At 69.4% G+C, this 18,539-nt stretch carries 18 protein-coding genes; 15 read left to right on the top strand and 3 right to left on the bottom strand.

What is annotated here, in order from left to right; translation table 11 throughout:
* Nucleotides 1-108: 108 nt before the first annotated feature.
* Nucleotides 109-1,110, top strand: a complete 1,002-nt coding sequence (locus VGZ23_07435) for a DUF4325 domain-containing protein (protein ID HEV2357427.1) — start codon at nt 109-111, stop codon at nt 1,108-1,110.
* 45 nt (nt 1,111-1,155) lie between these two features.
* On the opposite strand, the gene VGZ23_07430 is transcribed toward VGZ23_07435, so the two are convergent.
* A complete protein-coding gene (locus VGZ23_07430; protein HEV2357426.1) occupies nt 1,156-2,172 on the bottom strand; it encodes a dihydroorotate dehydrogenase-like protein in 1,017 nt (338 codons plus the stop codon).
* Nucleotides 2,173-2,183: 11 nt separating this feature from the next.
* Complete coding sequence (nifJ, locus tag VGZ23_07425) at nt 2,184-5,825, bottom strand: pyruvate:ferredoxin (flavodoxin) oxidoreductase (protein HEV2357425.1); 3,642 nt, start codon at nt 5,823-5,825, stop codon at nt 2,184-2,186.
* Between the two features lie 200 nt (nt 5,826-6,025).
* Between nifJ and VGZ23_07420 the strand changes: the two genes are divergently transcribed.
* On the top strand, nt 6,026-6,535 hold the full coding sequence (locus tag VGZ23_07420) for an intradiol ring-cleavage dioxygenase (protein HEV2357424.1): 510 nt from the start codon (nt 6,026-6,028) through the stop codon (nt 6,533-6,535).
* Here the strand turns inward: VGZ23_07420 and VGZ23_07415 are convergent.
* Entirely contained in the window at nt 6,532-7,401 is an 870-nt protein-coding gene (locus VGZ23_07415) for an NAD(P)-dependent oxidoreductase (protein ID HEV2357423.1), read from the bottom strand. The genes VGZ23_07420 and VGZ23_07415 overlap by 4 nt on opposite strands.
* Nucleotides 7,402-7,562: 161 nt before the next feature.
* Between VGZ23_07415 and VGZ23_07410 the strand changes: the two genes are divergently transcribed.
* The 13 genes from VGZ23_07410 (at nt 7,563) to VGZ23_07350 (ending at nt 18,413) form a co-directional block, all read left to right on the top strand.
* Nucleotides 7,563-7,772 (top strand): hypothetical protein, encoded by a 210-nt coding sequence (locus tag VGZ23_07410; protein ID HEV2357422.1) that lies wholly within the window; start codon nt 7,563-7,565, stop codon nt 7,770-7,772.
* 379 nt (nt 7,773-8,151) lie between these two features.
* Nucleotides 8,152-8,985, top strand: coding sequence for a pyrroline-5-carboxylate reductase (gene proC / locus VGZ23_07405; protein ID HEV2357421.1), 834 nt, complete (start codon nt 8,152-8,154; stop codon nt 8,983-8,985).
* A gap of 289 nt (nt 8,986-9,274) precedes the next feature.
* On the top strand, nt 9,275-10,885 hold the full coding sequence (locus VGZ23_07400; GenBank protein ID HEV2357420.1) for an ABC transporter substrate-binding protein: 1,611 nt from the start codon (nt 9,275-9,277) through the stop codon (nt 10,883-10,885).
* Nucleotides 10,886-10,954: 69 nt separating this feature from the next.
* Nucleotides 10,955-11,959, top strand: a complete 1,005-nt coding sequence (locus VGZ23_07395) for an ABC transporter permease (GenBank protein ID HEV2357419.1) — start codon at nt 10,955-10,957, stop codon at nt 11,957-11,959.
* Entirely contained in the window at nt 11,956-12,834 is an 879-nt protein-coding gene (locus tag VGZ23_07390; protein ID HEV2357418.1) for an ABC transporter permease, read from the top strand. Before VGZ23_07395 ends, VGZ23_07390 begins: the two co-directional genes overlap by 4 nt.
* A 108-nt stretch (nt 12,835-12,942) precedes the next feature.
* Complete coding sequence (locus VGZ23_07385) at nt 12,943-13,368, top strand: thioesterase family protein (protein ID HEV2357417.1); 426 nt, start codon at nt 12,943-12,945, stop codon at nt 13,366-13,368.
* A gap of 67 nt (nt 13,369-13,435) precedes the next feature.
* Entirely contained in the window at nt 13,436-14,746 is a 1,311-nt protein-coding gene (locus VGZ23_07380) for a S1 RNA-binding domain-containing protein (protein ID HEV2357416.1), read from the top strand.
* Between the two features lie 69 nt (nt 14,747-14,815).
* On the top strand, nt 14,816-15,583 hold the full coding sequence (locus VGZ23_07375) for an enoyl-CoA hydratase/isomerase family protein (protein ID HEV2357415.1): 768 nt from the start codon (nt 14,816-14,818) through the stop codon (nt 15,581-15,583).
* Between the two features lie 28 nt (nt 15,584-15,611).
* Nucleotides 15,612-15,803, top strand: coding sequence for a hypothetical protein (locus VGZ23_07370; GenBank protein ID HEV2357414.1), 192 nt, complete (start codon nt 15,612-15,614; stop codon nt 15,801-15,803).
* Nucleotides 15,804-16,073 (top strand): OsmC family protein, encoded by a 270-nt coding sequence (locus tag VGZ23_07365; GenBank protein ID HEV2357413.1) that lies wholly within the window; start codon nt 15,804-15,806, stop codon nt 16,071-16,073.
* A gap of 87 nt (nt 16,074-16,160) precedes the next feature.
* Nucleotides 16,161-16,397, top strand: coding sequence for a zinc ribbon domain-containing protein (locus VGZ23_07360; GenBank protein HEV2357412.1), 237 nt, complete (start codon nt 16,161-16,163; stop codon nt 16,395-16,397).
* Nucleotides 16,398-16,496: 99 nt separating this feature from the next.
* Complete coding sequence (locus VGZ23_07355; GenBank protein HEV2357411.1) at nt 16,497-17,891, top strand: flagellar biosynthesis protein FlgA; 1,395 nt, start codon at nt 16,497-16,499, stop codon at nt 17,889-17,891.
* A 9-nt stretch (nt 17,892-17,900) separates the two neighbouring features.
* The gene (locus VGZ23_07350; protein HEV2357410.1) at nt 17,901-18,413 is read left to right on the top strand and encodes a thiamine pyrophosphate-binding protein; all 513 of its coding nucleotides are present in this window, start codon (nt 17,901-17,903) and stop codon (nt 18,411-18,413) included.
* Nucleotides 18,414-18,539 lie beyond the last annotated feature (126 nt).

The following is an 18,539-nucleotide window of genomic DNA, read 5'->3' as shown; positions in this document are numbered from 1 at the left end:
CTCGTCGCTCCCCGTCGGGGGTGGGGGAGCCGGCTGGCCGGCGGGCGGCGTGCGCTTTCGGGTCGTGGCCATGGATAGCGTCCCTCCCGTGTGCCGTCCGGAGAGTTCGTGACCCGCGTGCGCCAGACCTCGGACGTGGTGGCTGCGCTTCGCGGAGAGGTGTCACGCCAGTACGTCCATCGGACGATCCGCGACCTCGCGGCGGCCGGCCTCCTGGTCAAAGCAGGGGCCACCCGGGGTGCCGCATACGCGCTCCCGCAGCACGCCGCGGAGCTTGGGCTAGTGGTCAAGGCGCGTCTGAGGAACGACGCCCTGCGAGAGCACGAGGTGTTCGATGCTCTCCGCGCCAAAGCCCCTTTCCTTCGCGCCTTGCGGGACAATGTCGAGCGGATTTTCGCGTACGCGTTCCAGGAAATGCTGAACAATGCGATCGAGCACTCCGCCTCCCCGACGATTGACGTGGAAGTCGGCAAGGCCCGGGAGACACTTCAATTCATCGTGAATGACGTCGGCGTCGGCGTCTTCGGCAATATCATGGAGAAACGCGGCCTTTTGTCGGAGTTGGAAGCGATCGAAGATCTCCTGAAGGGCAAGACAACGACTCAGCCGGCCCGGCACTCGGGAGAGGGAATCTTCTTCACGTCAAGAGTCGGAGACCTGTTTCTCCTCGACAGCCACGCCCATCGTCTGCGGTTTGACAACGGTATCGAGGACGTGTTCCTGGAGACGCTCAAGCCGTTCAAACGAGGAACGCGGGCAACTTTCTCGCTCGCCACGGCGTCCCCGCGTCGCCTCGACGAGGTCTTCAACAAGTTTCGCGTCAACAGCGCAGAGCCGGCTTTCGATCGAAGCGAAGTCAAGGTCAAACTCTACCTGGCCGGAGCAGCATACCTTTCCCGGTCTCAAGCGCGGCGGATCCTGTTTGGGCTTGAGAAGTTTCGCTCGGTCACCCTGGACTTCGAGGGCGTCGACGGGATTGGTCAGGCGTTCGCCGACGAGATCTTTCGCGTCTACCGCACGGCGCATCCCGGGGTGGCCGTGAATCCGATCAATATGAACGATGCCGTCCGCTTCATGGTGGATCGGGCCGCACGACCCGCCCGCGATTGACGGCCGCGACGACGTGGGCCGAGCCTACCAGACGAACAGGACGGATCAGCGCCCGGCGGCTCCGAGGGACACCGGTTTCCAGCCCTGCAGGACCCGCACGTAGTGGGCCCGCTCGAACGCCGCGGGATCGGGACAACGGGCGAGGTTCATGCTGCCCTGCATCTGACGCAGCGAGGTATACTCGTGCGCGTCCATCCAGCCTTCCATCTCCCGCCGGACGGTGCGCAGATACATCGGGCCCCGGAGCAGCAGCGCGGAGACCATCTGGACCGCGTGCGCGCCCGCCATGACCGCTTTGATCGCGTCGAGGGCCGTGTGGACGCCGCCGGAGACCGCGAGCGACGCCCGCACGTGGTGTGAGAGGACGGCCAGCCAGGGGAGCCGCTGCCGCAGCTCCGCGCTGGTCGACAGCTGCAGAGTGGGGACGACCTCGAGGCTCTCGGCGTCGATGTCGGGCTGGTAGAACCGGTTGAACAGCACCAAGCCGTCCGCGCCCGCCGCGTCCAACTCGGCCGCGGCGTGGGCCAGCGCGGAGCAGGAGGGCGACACTTTCACCGCGACCGGGATCGTGACCGCCCGCTTCACCGCCCGCAGGATGCCGAGGGCTCGGCCCTCCACGATCTCGGCCGTCTCCTCTGGGTCGGTCGCGAGGTGATAGACGTTGAGCTCGAGGGCGTCGGCGCCGGCCTCCTGGATGCGGCCCGCATAGTCGATCCAGCCGCCCGGAGTGGTCCCGTTGAGAGAGGCAATCACCGGGATACGAACCGCGGCCTTGATCCGGGCGATCTGGTCCAGGTACTGCCCGGGGCCCAGGGTGAGCTCGCCCGGGCGCGGGAAGAACGAGAGGGCCTCGGCAAACGATTCCGCGTGGCGTTCCAAGTGATGCGCGCCGGCCAGTTGTTCCTGGAGGATCTGCTCCTCGAAGAGGGAGTGCATGACGATGGCGGCGGCGCCGGCCTCTTCCAGCCGTTTCACCTTGTCCAGGTCGTCCGCCATCGGCGAGGCGCCCGGCATCAGCGGGTGCGGCAGCGGGAGTCCGAGGTACGTCGTGGAGAGGTCCATGCGCTGCTCCCTCAGTCCGTCTTCGGAGCCCCGTCCCCGGGCGCCGCCGCAGTCGTGTCCGTGGCGGTCGCGCCGTGCAGGTGCGCCAGTTGTTCGTAGAGCCGGTAGCGCTGTTGGACGTCCCGTCTTGCCCCGTCCACCAACTCCCGCGCCCGCTGCCGGTCGATGCTTTCCACCATGCGGAAGCGCGTCTCGTTGTAGAGGAACCGGGTCAGATCGACCTTCGGCGGCGGTGAGTCGAGCACGAGGGGATTCTCCCCCGCGGCTGCCCGCCGCGGATCGTAACGGAGCAGCGGCCAGTAGCCGGAGTCTACGGCCAGTTTTTGCTGCTCCGCCCCGTACGCCAGGTCGTACCCGTGCGCAATACACGGACTGTACGCCAGAATCAACGACGGTCCCGGGTAGGAATCCGCTTCGAGGAGCGCGCGCACGGTCTGCGTATCTTTCGCGCCGAACGCCACCCGGGCGACGTAGACGTTGCCGTAGGCCATCGCCAGGAGCGCGAGATCCTTCTTGGCCGTGGCCTTGCCTGCCGACGCGAACTTGGCCACGGCGCCCCGCGGCGTGGCCTTGGACTGCTGCCCGCCGGTGTTCGAGTACACCTCGGTGTCCAGCACTAGGATGTTGACGTCCCGCCCCATGGCCAGGACGTGGTCGAGGCCCCCGTAGCCGATGTCGTACGCCCACCCGTCGCCGCCGACGATCCACACGCTCTTGCGCACGAGGTAATCGGCGATGCTCACGAGCCGGCGCGCTTCGGGCCCGTCGAGCGCCGGGAGTTGTCCGCGCAGCCGGGCGACCCGCGCGCGCTGGGCGGCGATGCCGGCCTCGTCACGCCGGTCGCCGTCCAGCAGGCCGGATGCCAGGTCGGCCTCGAGCCGCGGGGCGAGCCGGCGGACCAGCGCGCGGGCTTCGTCGGCGAGCTCGTCCACCGCGAGCCGGAACCCAACCCCGAACTCGGCGTTGTCCTCGAACAGCGAATTGGACCACGCCGGGCCGCGGCCGTCCCGGTTGACCGTCCACGGCGTCGTCGGCAGGTTGCCGCCGTAGATCGACGAGCAGCCGGTCGCATTCGCGATGAGCACGCGGTCGCCGACCAGCTGGCTCAGGAGTTTGAGGTAGGGGGTCTCGCCGCATCCCGCGCAGGCTCCGGAGAACTCGAACAGCGGGGCGCGGAACTGCGATTCCTTGACGTCGGACTTCAGGCGGACGGGGTCGGGCTCCGGGAGCGTCCGGAAGAACGCCCAGTTTCGGCGCTCCGCCTCCCGCAGCGGCGCCTGTGGCGCCATGTCGATGGCTTTGTGCTTCGGGTTCGCCTTGTCCTTGACCGGGCACACCGCAACGCACAGACTGCACCCAGTGCAGTCCTCCGGGGCGACTTGGAGAGTGTACCGGTGGTCCTTGAAGTCCAGCCCCCGGTAGGCCGCGGATTTGAAGGTGGACGGCGCCCCGTCGAGGTGCCGCGGCTCGTAGACGGCCGCGCGGATGACCGCGTGTGGACAGACGAACGCGCACTTGTTGCACTGGATGCAGATCTCCGGATCCCAGACCGGGATCTCCTGGGCGATGTTGCGCTTTTCCCACTGCGCGGTCCCGACCGGCCACGTGCCGTCGGGCGGGAAGGCGCTGACGGGGAGGAGATCTCCGTTCTGACTCAGCATCACGGCCGTCACGCGCCGGACGAAGTCGGGTGCGTCCGCGGACACCCGCGGCGGTCGATGCCGCGCAGCGCTCGCCGCGGCCGGCACGTGGACCTCGTACAGGTGGGCCAGCGTGTCGTCCACCGCCAGCCAGTTCCGCCGGACGACCTCGTCGCCGGCGCGGCCGTACGTCTGCTGAATCGCCGCCTTGATCTTGGCGACGGCCTCCTCGCGCGCCAGCACGCCGGAAATCGCAAAGAAGCAGGTTTGCATGACCGCGTTGATCCGGCCGCCCATGCCGGCCCGGCGCGCGACGTCCAGCGCATCGATCACGTAGAATCGCAGGCGCCGCTCGACGATCTCGTCCTGCACCTCGCGGGGGAGATGGCGCCAGACCTCCTCGGGGCCGTGCGGGGCGTTCAGGAGAAAGACCGCTCCCGGGGCGGCGTACCGCAGCATGTCGTAGCGCTCGACGAACGCGAACTGGTGGCACGCAACGAAGTTCGCCCGTGCGATCAGGTACGCCGACCGGATCGGCCGCGGTCCGAACCGCAGGTGCGAGACGGTCATCGCGCCCGACTTCTTGGAGTCGTAGACGAAGTAGCCTTGCGCATAGTGCGGCGTCTCTTCGCCGATGATCTTGATGGAGTTCTTGTTCGCCCCCACCGTGCCGTCCGACCCGAGCCCGAAGAAGACCGCGCGCGTCACGTCGTCCGGTTCGATGTCGGCGTCCGGGTCGAACACAAGCGAGAGGCCGGTGACGTCGTCCGTGATGCCGATCGTGAAATGCCGCTTCGGCCGCGGCGCGGCCAGCTCGGCAAACACCGCCATGACCATGGCCGGCGTGAACTCCTTGGACGACAGACCGTAGCGTCCGCCGATGACGGTCGGGCCCGGCGAGAGCGCGCCGCCGGTGTCCTGCGCCTCGTTGAGGGCCGCGAGGACGTCGAGGTAGAGCGGCTCGCCGAGCGCGCCCGGCTCCTTGGTCCGGTCGAGCACCGCGATGGCCCGCACCGTTCGGGGGAGCGCCGCCAGAAAATCCTGCGCCGAGAACGGCCGGAAGAGCCGGACCTTGACCACGCCGACCCGCTCGCCGGACCGCAGGAGCCAGTCCACCGTCTCGTCGACGGTCTCGGCCCCGGATCCCATGAGCACGATCACGCGCTCCGCCGCGGGGTGGCCGCGGTAGTCGAACAGATGGTACTGCCGGCCGGTCAGACCGGCGAACCGGTCCATCTCCTCCTGCACCCGCTGGGGGCAGGCCAGGTAGAAGGGGTTGGCGGCCTCGCGGGCCTGGAAGAAGGTGTCGGGGTTCTGCGCCGTGCCGCGCAGGACCGGATGATCGGGCGTGAGCGCCCGCCGGCGGTGGGCCTCCACCAGGTCCTCGGGGATCATCGCCCGGAGGTCGTCGTCGGCGAGCAGCTCGATCTTGGCCAGTTCGTGGGAGGTGCGGAACCCGTCGCAGAAGTGCAGGAACGGGACGCGCGTGCCCAGGGTCGCGGCGTGCGCGACACAGGCGAGGTCGTGGGCTTCCTGCACAGAGGCGGACGCGAGCATCGCGAAGCCCGTTTGCCGGGCGGCCATGACGTCGGAGTGGTCGCCGAAGATCGACAGGGCGTGCGCGGCCACCGTTCGGGCCGCGACGTGCATGGCAAATGCCGTCAGCTCACCCGCGATCTTGTACATGTTGGGGAGCATCAGGAGCAGGCCCTGGGACGCGGTGAACGTGGTCGAGAGTGCCCCGGCCTGCAGCGCGCCGTGCACGGCGCCGGCGGCGCCCCCCTCGGATTGCATCTCGACGACCCGGGGCACCGCGCCCCAGATGTTGACCCGCCCCTCCGCCGCCCACTCGTCGGCGAGTTCGCCCATCGGCGAGGCGGGGGTGATCGGGTAGATGGCGATGAGTTGGTTGACCCGGTAGGCGACGGAGGCGATCGCTTCATTGCCGTCGATCGTCGCGGCCGCCCGCGGCGACGTTCGGTTCAGACGCTCGATCGACTCACTCAGCAGCACCGGAGCGTTCCCTTCTCCGTCGCGCGCGCGACGCAGTTCGATTGTGTCGTCGTGCTGGCGTGATGATAGGAGTCGGGGCGACCGGACACTATCGGATGGGGAGTCTATCCGCCATCCGCTCGCGCACCGATGGCGCCTCGCCGGCGGGTGGAGGGGTGGGCGGCACCGACGTCGGAAAGGGACATGGGGTGATCCGGATCATGCGTGCGCGGAGTCGCCGGTCGTGGATCGGGTACCTGGGAGGACGGATCGGCGCGGCCCTCGCCGCGTGTGCCGTCGCCGCCCTGACGGCGTGGAGCGGGGGGCCGGCCGGGGCGGCGACGGCGCCCAAATGCCCCGTCACCTCCACCGGTTACATGGACCCCAACTATACGCCGAACCCGCCGCTCCGGTCCCACGTCGGCAACGGCTTCGTGCTGATGGGCGTCATCCGCTCCGGGATCGATTGCGCCGTGCTGCCGCGGGTGCGCGTCGAAATCTGGCACGCGGGCCCGACCGGCGTGTACGATGCCATCCACCGCGGCACGGTGATCACCGACGGGGGCGGGCGGTATCGGTTCGAGACCGACTTCCCGGGCTCGAGCTTCGGCCAGCCGCACATCCACGTGCGCGTAGCCGTGCCGGGGTTCAAGCCGACCGTGGCCGTGTTTCTTCCGAAGCCGGGGACCAAGACCGGCGAACTGGATATCGTGCTGGAACCGGAAGTCTAGCCGTCCCCGATCACCTTGGCGAGCACGGAGTAGTCCATCTCGCCGAGCCCCTCGTTCATCGCGATCTGATAGAGCTGGGCGGCGAGTCCGGCGCCGAGGAGCGGCATCCCGAGTGCCCGGCCGGTCTCTGTGACGATGCCCATGTCTTTATGGTAGAGGCGCGTCCGGAACCCGGGCGCGTAATTTCCGTCGAGCATGCGCTGCCCGTGCAGCTCCAGCACCCGGCTCTGGGCAAACCCGCCGAGCAGCGCCGAGCGTACCTTCGCCGGGTCGACCCCGGCCTTCCGCGCCAGGTGGATCGCCTCCGCCACGCCGAGGATCGTGAGCGACAGGACGAGTTGGTTGCAGGCTTTGGTGACCTGGCCGGCGCCGTGCGCCCCGATGTGGACGATGTTCTTGCCCATCCGCTGGAACGCGGGAAGGACGCGCTCGAAGATCTCCGGCTTGCCGCCGACCATGATGGACAAGGTCGCGTCGATCGCGCCCTTCTCCCCGCCCGAGACGGGCGCGTCCAGCATCTCGATGCCCCGCGCGGCCAGGGCCTCCGCGATCTCGCGCGTCGCGACCGGGGAAATGGTGCTCATGTCCACGACCACGCCGCCGCGGCGGGCACCTTCGATGACGCCGTCCGCGCCGAGAACGACCTGCCGCACGTCGGGCGTGTCGGCGACCATGATGACCGTGATGTCGCTCTGCGCGGCGACGTCTTTCGGCGAGGTCCCCTGCCGGGCGCCGGCCTGTACCAGATCGGCCGTCTTCGACGGTGTACGGTTCCACACGGTCACGGGGTAGCCGGCCTGGATGAGATGTCCGGCCATCGGCTTGCCCATGATCCCGAGCCCGATGAAGCCGATCCGTTCGCTCACCTGATTCACCTCTGTTCGCGCGAGGAGGGTTCGAGGAACCTCGTCGGTGGTAGATTCTTCATGCGCGCGGCACACCCTGTGACCGGATGGCGTCTAAGAGGCGTCTAAGAGGTTCCCCAGACGGGCATGAAAGCGCTCAGAAGCTTCGGGAGGAGTTGCGTATGTCTCACGTGAGCCGGGATACGTCGCTTGCGGGAGCATGGAGTCGCGCCCAGTTCGAGCTTTCGCTGAAGTCGATCAGCACCTTCCGCTTTTCTACTCGCGTCGTTGAGCACTGTCGGGTGCGCGCGCGCGCCACGGGGCGCCTGCCGCACGCACTCATGATCGAGATCGTCGAGGAGGCGATCCTCAGCGCGAGTCGGGCCGTCTGACTGCGCGGGAACCGGCAGCGGCGGGTCGTGCACATGAACTTCGCTTGACCGCTTGGGCCGCGGTTGCTATAATTCGGGCCACATCCTATAGGTAAGGCAGTGACGGGGACGTAGGACGTCCTGCCCGCGGTCGAGAGAGCGGCTCCTCGGGTGAAAGGGCCGTCGCGGGTGCGTCCGAACCCACCCCCGATGCCGTTCCCGAGGTGCGGGCCTTGCGGTCCGCCGAAACGGGAACCGGGTCCGCCCGAGACAGCGATGAGTGCTCTCAATCGACTGCGGCCGGCGGCCTCGGGCGGTCGGGAGAACAAAGGTGGTACCGCGGAAGCGTCCCTTTCGCCCTTTGGCGAGAGGGACGATTTGTTTTCCCGGGGGCATGGCGATGATGTGGAACGGGACCGTCGGAATGATCGGCGCGGGCAATATGGCGGACGCGCTTGTGCGCGGCCTGCTCGGCCGTGGTGTGGTCACGCCGGACCGCTGCCTCATGACGAACCGCAGCAACGACGCGCGCCTCGCGCGGTTTGCCCGCGAGTGGACGGTCACGACCACGCGGGACAAGGCACGGCTCGTGCGCGACGCCGACGCCGTCGTGCTCGCCGTGAAGCCGGCGGATGTGCCGGACGTGCTGCGCGACATCGCGCCTCACGTGGAGGCGCGTCACCTCGTCATCTCCGTCGCGGCCGGAGTGCCGATCGAGACCATCGAGCGGGCGCTTCGCACCGCGGCGGTCGTGCGCGCCATGCCCAACACATCGACCGCCGTGGGCGCATCCGCGACCGCTGTCTGCGCGGGCCGCCGGGCCGGTGACCGGCATCTCGGCATCGTGCGCGCGCTCTTCGAGGCCGTCGGCCGGGTCGTGGTCGTGCCGGAACACTTCTTCGATGCCGTGACGGGACTGTCGGGCAGCGGGCCGGCCTACGTCTATCTGCTCGCCGAGGCCATGGTCGAGGCCGCCCAGCACGAAGGCCTGGACCGCGAGGTGGCGCTCGATCTCGTCGCACAGACGGTGCTGGGGGCGGGTAAGATGCTGGTAGAGACCGGTGAGGACCCGGCCGTCCTGCGCGCGCGGGTCACGTCGCCGGGCGGAACCACGATGGCCGGTGTCGAAGCGCTGATAGAGGGCGGTGTTCCGGCGGCGGTCCGCCGCGCGATCGCGCGGGCGACACGCCGCGCCGGCGAATTGCGCGGCGCTCCACCGGTGCGCAGCCGCTAGCCCGCCCGAATCGCTTCTCGGTCACGAACGGCCCCGTCGAACTGCGCGACGCCGACGCCCGCGCCGGACGGGGCCGTTTCGCTGGCCGCCGTCTCGCCCGCGGAGGGCCGGTTAGGGCAGGGCCAGCCGCCGTCCGGCGCGTATGTTAGCGCTCAGCGACGTGCCGCCGCGACGCGCAGTCGCCGCGGCGGACGCGTGCGTGCCGGCCGGTGGCTCCGACTCTGCCGCGCAACGAGGCGGCCGAGCCCCTCGGAGTGTATGCCGCCGGATCTTGAACGGGGGGTGAGGCATGGGGCGTGCAAGGCCGCAGCGGTGGTTGGTGCTGCTCCTCGTCGCGATGCTGGTGCCGGTCGGGCTCTGGGGTGTGGCCCAGGCGCAGACGGCGAAAACGCTGGTCATCGCGATCGGCGCCGATCAGACTGGCATGGATCCGCAGACCGTCGAGAACAACGAGTCGGGCTTCATCATGTCGACGATCTACGACTCGATCGCGAACTACAAGGTCGGGTCGAGCATCCCCGGCCCGGGCCTCGCGGAATCCTGGATCATCTCCCCCGACGGCAAGGTGTACACGTTCAAGCTGCGGCACGGCGTCACGTTTCACGACGGGACGCCGATGAACGCCCATACGGTCGCGGCCGACGTCGACCGCGCGATCAATCCGCAAAACCCGTGTTACGTCTTCAACCGCAAGTCCGTCGACACGTATGACGACTTCACGTTCGGGTCGGTGAAGGACAACAGCGTCGTCAAGATGGACGCCGTTGACGACTACACCCTGCGCTTTACGCTGTCGAAGCCGAACGCGCCGTTCCTCTCCAGTCTCGCGATGGTCTGGCAGGGGATCGTCTCGCCTGAGGCGACCAAGAAGTACGATTGCGACGCGAGCCAGCATCCGGTGGGGACGGGGCCGTTCAAGTTCGTGGAGGCGGTCCGCAACGACCACGTCACCGTCGACGCCAACGCGGGCTACTGGGGCGGACGGCCCAAAGTGGACCGCATCGTGTTCCAGGTCGTCCCCGAGAGCGCGACCCGGATGCTCAAGCTCGAACGGAACGAGGTGCAGGTGCTCGCCGACGTGCCGCCGTCCGATTACGCGCGGGTGACCGGGAACAAGGCGCTGAAACTGTACTCCCAGGCCGGCCTGACGATTCTCTACGTCGGGATGAACAACGGCCTGGATCCTTTCAAGGACAAGCGCGTCCGCCAGGCGATGAACTACGCCGTGGACAAGGAGGCGATCAACAAGGGCCTCTACGGCGGCGCGACGACGGCGACGCAGGGCATGCCGCCGGTGCTCTGGGGCTACGCCAAGGATGTCAAGGCCTATCCGTACGACGTCGCCAAAGCCAAGGCGCTGCTCAAGGAGGCCGGGCTCGCCAACGGGTTCACCGCGGACATGATGGTGTACGCGAACCCGCGCGGCTACAACCCGATCGGCGGCGCGAAGCTCGGGGAGGCCGTTCAGGGATACCTGGCCAAGGTTGGTGTGACGGCCAAGATCACGCAGTACGAGTGGGGCGCCTATCTCCAGCGGCTCCGCCACACGGAATGGTCGGGCTTCGCGATGTGCGGGTGGTCGGGCGACAACGGCGACCCGGACAACTTTCTGGGCGACCTGTTCGAGTGGAACGAAGCGAACGGCACGGCGCGGACCAACAACTGCACGCGGCATCACAACGCGGCGTTCGACAAGCTGCTGCAGCAGGGCCGCCTGGTCTCCGACCAGGCGAAGCGGGCGCAGATCTACGCGCAGGCCAACCGGATCCTCCACGACGACGCGCCGGGGATCTTCATCAACTACACGAACCAGGTGCGGGCGGCCCGGACGACCGTGCGCGGGTTCACGCTGAACCCCCTGCAGATGTTCTTCCACATGGAGCAGGTGTCGCTGCAGTAGCGGCGGCGCCTCGGGTCCTCGGGCCCGGCGCACCCGTCAGGCGGGGCGCCGGGCCCGGTCTCTTCCAGGATGCTTCGCTACATCGCGCGCCGCCTCGTCCAACTTCTCCCCGTGCTCCTCGGGGTGAGCGTGCTCGTGTTTCTCGGGATGCACCTCGTGCCCGGCGACGTCGCGCAGCTGCTGCTGGGCGAAAAGGGGACGGAGGCCGACCTGGCGCGGCTCCGCCACCAGCTCGGGCTGGACCAGCCGCTCTACGTGCAGTACGGCCGCTTTCTCGCCGGCGCCGTCCGCGGGGACTTCGGCGCCTCGATTCGGACGCGGCAGGCGGTGATCTGGGAGATCGGTCAGGCGCTGCCGGTCACGGTTGAGTTGAGTCTCGCGGCGCTGGTGTTCGCGGTCGCCTGCGGCCTCGCGATCGGCGTGGTCGCCGCGCGCCACGCGCGCACCGCGGTCGACACGATCGCGATGGTCGGCGTGCTCGTCGGCGTCTCGATGCCGATTTTCTGGACGGGCATCCTGCTGCTGCTGGTCTTCGGCGGCATGCTCGGCTGGCTGCCGCTCGGCGGCATCTTCGATGAGGGCATGATGTTTCGCCGCGTCACCGGTATGCCGCTGATCGACGGGCTCCTGACCTGGAACCTGCCCCTGGTGACGAGCCACCTCCGGCACCTCGTCCTGCCGGCGGTCGCGCTCGGCGCCACGTCGATGGCGACGGTGGCGAGGATGTCGCGGTCGACGATGCTCGAGGTGCTCGGCCTGGACTACGTGCGCACGGCGCGGGCGAAAGGCGTCGCGGAGCCGCGGGTGGTCCGGCGGCACGCGCTCCGCAACGCGCTGCTGCCCATCGTCACGCTCGTGGGGCTGCAGCTCGGCCTGCTGCTGAGCGGCGCGGTGCTGACCGAGACGATCTTCGCGCTCCCCGGTCTGGGGCGGCTCGCGATCACGAGCGTGCTGGCGCGCGACTATCCGGTCGTGCAGGGCGTCGTGCTGATCGCCGCCGCGATTTTCGTCCTGGCCAATCTTGTGGTGGACGTCCTGTACGCGTACCTTGATCCCCGGATCCGGTACCAATGACCACGGCCGCGCGCGCGCTGCCCCACCGGCGCGCCGCCGCGCTCTCGTGGCGGCGCATGGCGCGGAGCCCCAATCTGCTCGTCGGCCTGCTCATCCTCGTCCTGGTGGTCGGCGCCGCGCTCTTTGCGGGATTCCTGGCGCCCTACAGTCCGATCGACCAGTCGTTCGCCGACCAGCTGCGGCCCCCGTCGGGAAGCCACCTGTTCGGCACGGACGAGTTCGGCCGCGACATCTTCTCGCGGGTGCTCTACGGCGCGCGGATCGCGCTGACGGTCGGCGTGATCTCGGATGGTATCGCGCTCGCGACGGGAGTCGCGGCCGGGGTCGTCGCCGGATACTTCGGCGGCCTCCCGGATTCGCTGGTCATGCGCACGGTGGACGTGATGCTGGCGTTTCCCTATCTGCTGCTGGCGATGATCGTCGTAGCGATTCTCGGGCCCAGCCTGACCAATGCGATGATCGCCATCGGCATCGTCTACACGCCGCAGTTCGCGCGCCTGGTGCGCGGCGCCGTGCTGGGGATTCGGGAGCAGGAGTTCGTCGAGGCGGCCGGTGCGATCGGCGCGGGCTCGGTGCGCGTCCTCGCGCGGCACGTGCTGCCCAATATCCTGTCGCCGATCATCGTGATGGCGACGCTGACGGTCGGGTTTACGATCGTCGAGACTGCCGGCCTGTCGTTCCTCGGGCTCGGCGCCGCGCCGCCGACGCCGGAGTGGGGCTCGATGCTGGCGACCGGCCGGTCGTACATGCTCACGGCGCCGTGGATCGCGACCTTCCCGGGGCTGGCCATCCTGGTGACCGTCGTCGGCTTCAACCTGGTCGGTGACGGCCTGCGCGACCTGCTCGATCCCCGGCTGCGCGGCCGCGGCTTCTAGGCGCTCCAGAACCCGCGCGTCCCGCCCCTCGTATGAGATGGGCAGGACCCCCGGCGGCGCACCGTCGAAGCGTGAGGTGCCGCGGCGTTCGGGAGGTTCCCTGTGCAGGTGTCGGAGCTCGGAATCCGGGTGCGGTATGCGGAAACGGATCAGATGCGGGTGGCGCACCACGCGAGCTATCTGGTTTGGTTCGAGGCCGGCCGCACCGAGTTGATCCGGGCCTGTGGGCGGTCCTATGCGCAGCTCGAGGAGGACGGATGGCTCCTCGTCGTGATCGAAGCGCATTGCCGTTACCGGCACCCGGCCCGGTACGACGACGTCCTCGCGCTCCGCACGAGCTTCCGAGAGGTCGGCCCGGCGCGCGTGGCGTTTGCGTATGAGCTGCGGCGGGCCGCCGACGGGACGGCGCTCGCGGACGGATGGACGGTGCACGCGGCGGTCGACCGCACGGGCCGTGTGCGCCGGGTCCCGATGGAGCTTCGCCGGCTCCTGGCACGGGCGGCAGGAGCGGTGATCGAGCCGAAGAAGCAATAATATCCCGGCTGTGCACGGCGCGGGTCTCCGGCGCCGGAACCGCGGGATGGAAAGGTGGCTGTTCGCAATGATCGACGACGACAAGGCACCGGAGGTCCAGGGCGACGACATCGACCTCGCCCGGATGCCGGCCCTGGCCGAGCGGCAGATCGTGCAGGGCACGGTGGTGCGGGTGGACAGCGAAGGCGTGCTCGTGGACGTCGGCGCGAAATCCGAGGGCTTCATCCCGCCCAAGGAACTGTCGGCCCGCGGCGACGCCGTCGAAGGCATCACGGTCGGCGACAAGATCGACGTGTACGTGATGAAGGTGGAGGGCGAGGAAGGGAACATTCTGCTCAGCAAAAAGCGCGCGGACCTCGCCCGCGCCTGGGACCGCGTGCAGGACGCGCATCGGGAGGGAACCGTCCTCCACGCGATGGTCGTCGACAAGGTCAAAGGCGGCCTCGTGGTCGACCTCGGGCTCCGGGGCTTCGTGCCCGGCAGCCACGTCGATCTCTCCGAGGCGAAGGGCCGGCAGTTCGAAGCGCTCGTCGGACAGAGCATTCCGCTCAAGGTCATCGAGGTCGACCGCGGCAAGGGGCGGGTCATTCTGTCCCACAAGATCGCGGTGTCCACGGAGCGGACGAAACGCCGGGGCGAGCTCCTGCAGTCGCTCGAGGAGGGCGAGGTTCGGGACGGCGTCGTCAGGCGGCTGACGGACTTCGGCGCGTTCGTCGACATCGGCGGCGTGGACGCGCTCCTGCCGATCAGTGAGATGTCGTGGACGTACATCAAACACCCGTCGGAAGTGGTGCGCCGGGGCCAGCACCTCAAGGTGGCGGTGCTGCGGGTCGATCGCGAGGCCGGACGCATCTCGCTCGGGCTCAAACACATCCTGCCCGATCCGTGGCAGCGCATCGGCGAGACGTACCGCCCGGGGCAGACGGTCTCGGGGAAGGTGGTGCGGACCGTCGCTTCCGGCGCATTCGTCCGCCTCGGAGACGTGGACGCGTTCATCCCAATATCCGAGCTGGCGGAGAAACGCGTCGGGAAGGTGGAAGACGTGCTCGCCGCGGGGCAGACGGTCGAGGCGCTGATCACGGAGATCCGGGCGGAAGAGCGGCGGATGATTCTCAGCCTGAAGCGGCTCGCCCGCGCCCGCGAGCGCGATCAGGTCAAAGAGTACATCTCGAACCAGGAGCCCTCGGGACGCGTCACGATCGGCGACATCGCGGGCGACCTGTTGCGGCGGGCCGTGACCGCGCCGGAGCCGGCCGCGGACGGGCCCGCGCCCGCGGCCGAGGCCGCGGACGGCGAGGCGGGGACCCGCGACCACGAGCCGCAGGAACCCGCGGCCCACACGCCCACGCCGCCCTCCGGCACCGCCAAGGCCCGCTAGGTGCCGCCGGGTCCGGCACCGGAACGACGGACCGCCCCGGCGCCCCCCGCGCCCGCGGATTCTTCGCACATCCTGTTCGACGTCCGGGATGGGGTGGCGCTTCTCACCGTCAACCGCCCCGAGCAGCGGAACGCGATGACCTGGGCGATGTATCAGCGCTTGGTGGATGTCTGCGGGGAGGTGGACCGCGACGACCGCATCCGCGTCCTCGTGATTACCGGCAGCGGCGGCCGCGCCTTCATCTCCGGGACGGACATCTCGCAGTTTCCGGCGTTCCGCGGCAATCCGCAGGCCGGGATCGACTACGAGGAGCGGATCGATGCGGTCATCGGCCGGCTGGAATCGGTGGCCAAGCCCACGATCGCCTCGGTGCGGGGATTTGCGGTCGGTGGCGGCATGACGATCGCGCTCGCCTGCGATCTCCGGGTGGCCGCCGAGGACGCCCGGTTCGGCATTCCCATCATCCGCCTCGGGAACTGTCTCTCCCAGAAGAACTACGCCCGCATCGTCGCGCTGATCGGACCGGCGCGCGCGAAAGAGATGATCTACACGGCGCGCCACGTCGACGCGCGTGAGGCGCTCGGCTGGGGCCTGGTAAACGACGTCGTGCCGGCCGAGATGCTCGAGACGCGGACGCGCGAGCTCGCCGAGGCGATCGCCCAGGCCCCGCCGCTCACATTGCGCGTGAGCAAGGAGGCCGTCCGGCGGGCGATCAACCGCTTGGTCCCCGAGGATCCCGGGCACGATCTCGTCGAAACCTGCTACAACAGCGCCGACTTCCAGGAAGGCGTCGCCGCGTTTCTTGACAAGCGCACGCCTCACTGGACGGGTCGCTGAACGCCCCGGCGTTCTCAGGAGGCAAGAGATGAGCGTCGTGCACCTCGCGCGGGCCCGCGTCTATCAGGAGAAGCGTCCCAACCGGCGGGCCTACCTGGGGGACTTTCCCGATCCGATCCGGTACGGCGTGAACACCGGTATCAAGGCGTTTTATCAGATCGAGCCGGAGGAGGAACTGCCGAGCACGCTGGACCACCTCGTCGGCGCGGCGGCGGGCTGACTGACGGGCACCCTGGCGGGCGCGCTGGAGGCGCGCGGGATCCCGAGTCACCCGGACAAGCTCTGGACCGAAGCGGAGGGCACGATCGAGGCGCCCGACCGGGTCATGCGCCTCACCACCATGCGCGTGACCTACCATCTCCGGATTCCCAAGGGCAAGCGGGCCGAGGCCGAGCGGGCGCTCGCGGTGTTCGAGCGCGGCTGCCCGGTGGCCCAGACCCTCAAGGGGTGCGTGGAGATCTCGCACGCCCGGGAGATCACCGAGGAATGACGGGCGCGGGGGCGCACAGGAGAAGCGCCGCCGGTGGACGAAATCTAAGCCGGCGGCATCGAGGCCGCGGACGATGGAGGATTCCCGATGACGTACGTGTTTCGCTGTGGATCCTGCCGGCATGAGTTCGAGATCATCGCGACCGTGGCCGAGTACGGGAGTCGGGGGCTTCCGGCGTGCCCCAATTGCGGGACGGCGGCCGCCAAACGCGTGTACACGCCGGTCATGGTCATGACCGGGGCCGGGACCGCCGCGCCGGATGTCGGCGGAGGACCGGCGTCGGGCGGATGCTGCGGCGGCGGTATGTGCGGGTGTCAGCACTGATCACCGCGTGATGGCGGAAGCGTTCGCGCGGCCGGCTGGCATCACCAGCCGGCCGCGGCGCGTTTGTGTGCGGACCGGGACAGTGTAGGGAGGGACCCGTTGCTCCGGCAGCGTCTTGCGGCACGCGAACGGGAGGGCCATCCGATCCGGGTCGGCGTGGTCGGCGCCGGCCGGTTTGGAACGATGATCGTCTGTCAGCTCGCGGCGATGCCGGGCATGCGGCCCTCCGTGGTCGCCGATCTCGACCTGGCCCGCGCCCGTGCCGCGCTGGCCCACGGCGGCGTGGCCGGGGACCGCGTCATCCACGCCGATCGGGCCGGCCACGCCAACCCCGTGATTGCGCGCGGTGATTCCGTGGTGACGGCCGACGCGGCGGTGGTGGTCGACAGCGACGTGGACGTGGTCGTGGATGCGACCGGGAGTCCGGAGGCGGCCGCGGCCACCGCGCTCGCGGCGATCCGCCGGGAGCGGCACGTCGTGATGGTGACGGTCGAAGCCGACGTGCTGGCGGGCGCGGTCTTCCGCCGCGCCGCGGACGGCGCCGGGGTCGTGTACTCGGCGGCGTACGGTGACCAGCCGGCGCTCATCTACGAGCTGTATGATTGGGCGGCCGCGCTCGGCTTCGACGTCGTCGCCGCGGGCAAGGGCACGAAGTACCTGCCGGCGTACCGCAAGGGCGTCCCCGACGACGTCTGGGAGCGGTACGGCATGTCGGAGACGGCCGCGACCGGACTCAATCCCAAAATGTACAACTCCTTCACCGACGGCACGAAGTCGGCGATCGAGATGGCCGCCGTCGCGAACATGACGGGCCTCCATCCCGACGTCCGCGGCATGCACTTCCCGCCGGTCGGGACCGACCGGCTGCCGGAGGTGCTGAAGCCCGCCTCCGACGGCGGCATCCTGCGCGGCAGCGGCGTGGTGGAGGTCGTGAGCTCGATCGACCGCGACGGCCGCCCCGTGCCCTACGACCTGCGGTGGGGCGTCTACGTCGTTTTCACGTCCCCGCGGCCGTACGTGCGCGCCGCCTTTCGCGAGTACGGCCTGTCCGTGGATCGCACGGGCCGGTACGCGTCGTTCTATCGGCCGTATCACCTCGTGGGGTTGGAACTGCCGATCAGCGCCGCGCGCGCGGTGCTCGACGGCGTGCCGACGGGCACCCCGCGAACAGTCCCATGCGCGGCCGTGGCGTCGGCCGCCAAGCGCGCGCTGCGGCCCGGCGACATGCTCGATGGGGAGGGTGGCTCGACCGTATACGGCCTGGCCGACGACGCCCTCGCCGCGGCACGGGAGCGGCTGCTGCCGATCGGCCTGTCGCACGGGGCGCGCGTGGTCCGCGCGGTGCCCGAAGACGGACTCGTCCGTCTCGACGACGTGGAGCTCGACACGTCGTCGGCGCTCTACCGCCTGTGGGAGGACCAGCAGCGGCTCCTGGAGGGCGGCGGGGAGGAGATGGAGCGGCCGCGGCGCGAAGCGAATCCGCGGCGTCAGTAGGAGGCGCGCATGAGCGAGTGGCCCGGCACGATGATCAAGTGCTTCACGGACCAGGGGATCCGGCTCGTGACGTATGTGCCGGACAAGGTCCTGATCCCGCTGATCGACGGGTTTCAGACGCACCCCCAGGTGACCGCGTTCTCCGCGACGCGTGAGGAGGAGGCGGTGGGCATCGCGGCCGGCGCCTCGCTCGGGGGAACGCCGTCGGCCGTGCTCATGCAGAGCAGCGGGTTCGGCAACGTCCCCAACGCGCTCGCATCGCTGCTGGTGCCGTATCAACTGCCGGTCGTGCTCGTGATCTCGGAACGCGGCGTGCTCGGCGAGTTCAACGCGGTCCAGGTGCCGATCGCCCGGGTGATCAGGCCGGCGCTGGATGCGCTCGGGATCCCGCACGTCACGCTCGAACGGGAAGACGAGGTGGATTTTCTCGTCACCCGGAGCGTTCATCAGTGCCACCGGACGCAGCAGCCCGCGGCGCTGATCCTGTCGCCGCGGCTGACCGGCGGCAAGATGGAGGGCTAGCGGGGCGATGGACTCAAGAGCAGGAGGCCGCGTAGCGGCCGGAGGTCCCTGGGCCTACGGCGTGAGCCAGAACGCCCAGACGGGGCAGGAGGTCCCTGGGCCTACGGCGTCAGCCAGAACGCCCAG

This window comes from bacterium, assembly GCA_035945995.1.
GTDB lineage: Bacteria > Sysuimicrobiota > Sysuimicrobiia > Sysuimicrobiales > Segetimicrobiaceae > DASSJF01.
The sequence above is the reverse complement of the archived record's forward strand: the minus strand, read 5'-3'. Positions and strand labels throughout refer to the sequence as shown.

Bases quoted from the DNA above. Each gene is read 5' to 3' on its own strand.
- VGZ23_07420 (HEV2357424.1), top strand. From the start codon at position 6,026: ATGCGTGCGCGGAGTCGCCGGTCGTGGATCGGGTACCTGGGAGGACGG.
- VGZ23_07350 (HEV2357410.1), top strand. From the start codon at position 17,901: ATGAGCGAGTGGCCCGGCACGATGATCAAGTGCTTCACGGACCAGGGG.
- VGZ23_07395 (HEV2357419.1), top strand. From the start codon at position 10,955: ATGCTTCGCTACATCGCGCGCCGCCTCGTCCAACTTCTCCCCGTGCTC.
- VGZ23_07400 (HEV2357420.1), top strand. From the start codon at position 9,275: ATGGGGCGTGCAAGGCCGCAGCGGTGGTTGGTGCTGCTCCTCGTCGCG.
- proC (HEV2357421.1), top strand. From the start codon at position 8,152: ATGATGTGGAACGGGACCGTCGGAATGATCGGCGCGGGCAATATGGCG.
- VGZ23_07430 (HEV2357426.1), bottom strand. From the start codon at position 2,172: ATGGACCTCTCCACGACGTACCTCGGACTCCCGCTGCCGCACCCGCTG.
- VGZ23_07390 (HEV2357418.1), top strand. From the start codon at position 11,956: ATGACCACGGCCGCGCGCGCGCTGCCCCACCGGCGCGCCGCCGCGCTC.
- VGZ23_07380 (HEV2357416.1), top strand. From the start codon at position 13,436: ATGATCGACGACGACAAGGCACCGGAGGTCCAGGGCGACGACATCGAC.
- VGZ23_07360 (HEV2357412.1), top strand. From the start codon at position 16,161: ATGACGTACGTGTTTCGCTGTGGATCCTGCCGGCATGAGTTCGAGATC.
- VGZ23_07410 (HEV2357422.1), top strand. From the start codon at position 7,563: ATGTCTCACGTGAGCCGGGATACGTCGCTTGCGGGAGCATGGAGTCGC.
- VGZ23_07370 (HEV2357414.1), top strand. From the start codon at position 15,612: ATGAGCGTCGTGCACCTCGCGCGGGCCCGCGTCTATCAGGAGAAGCGT.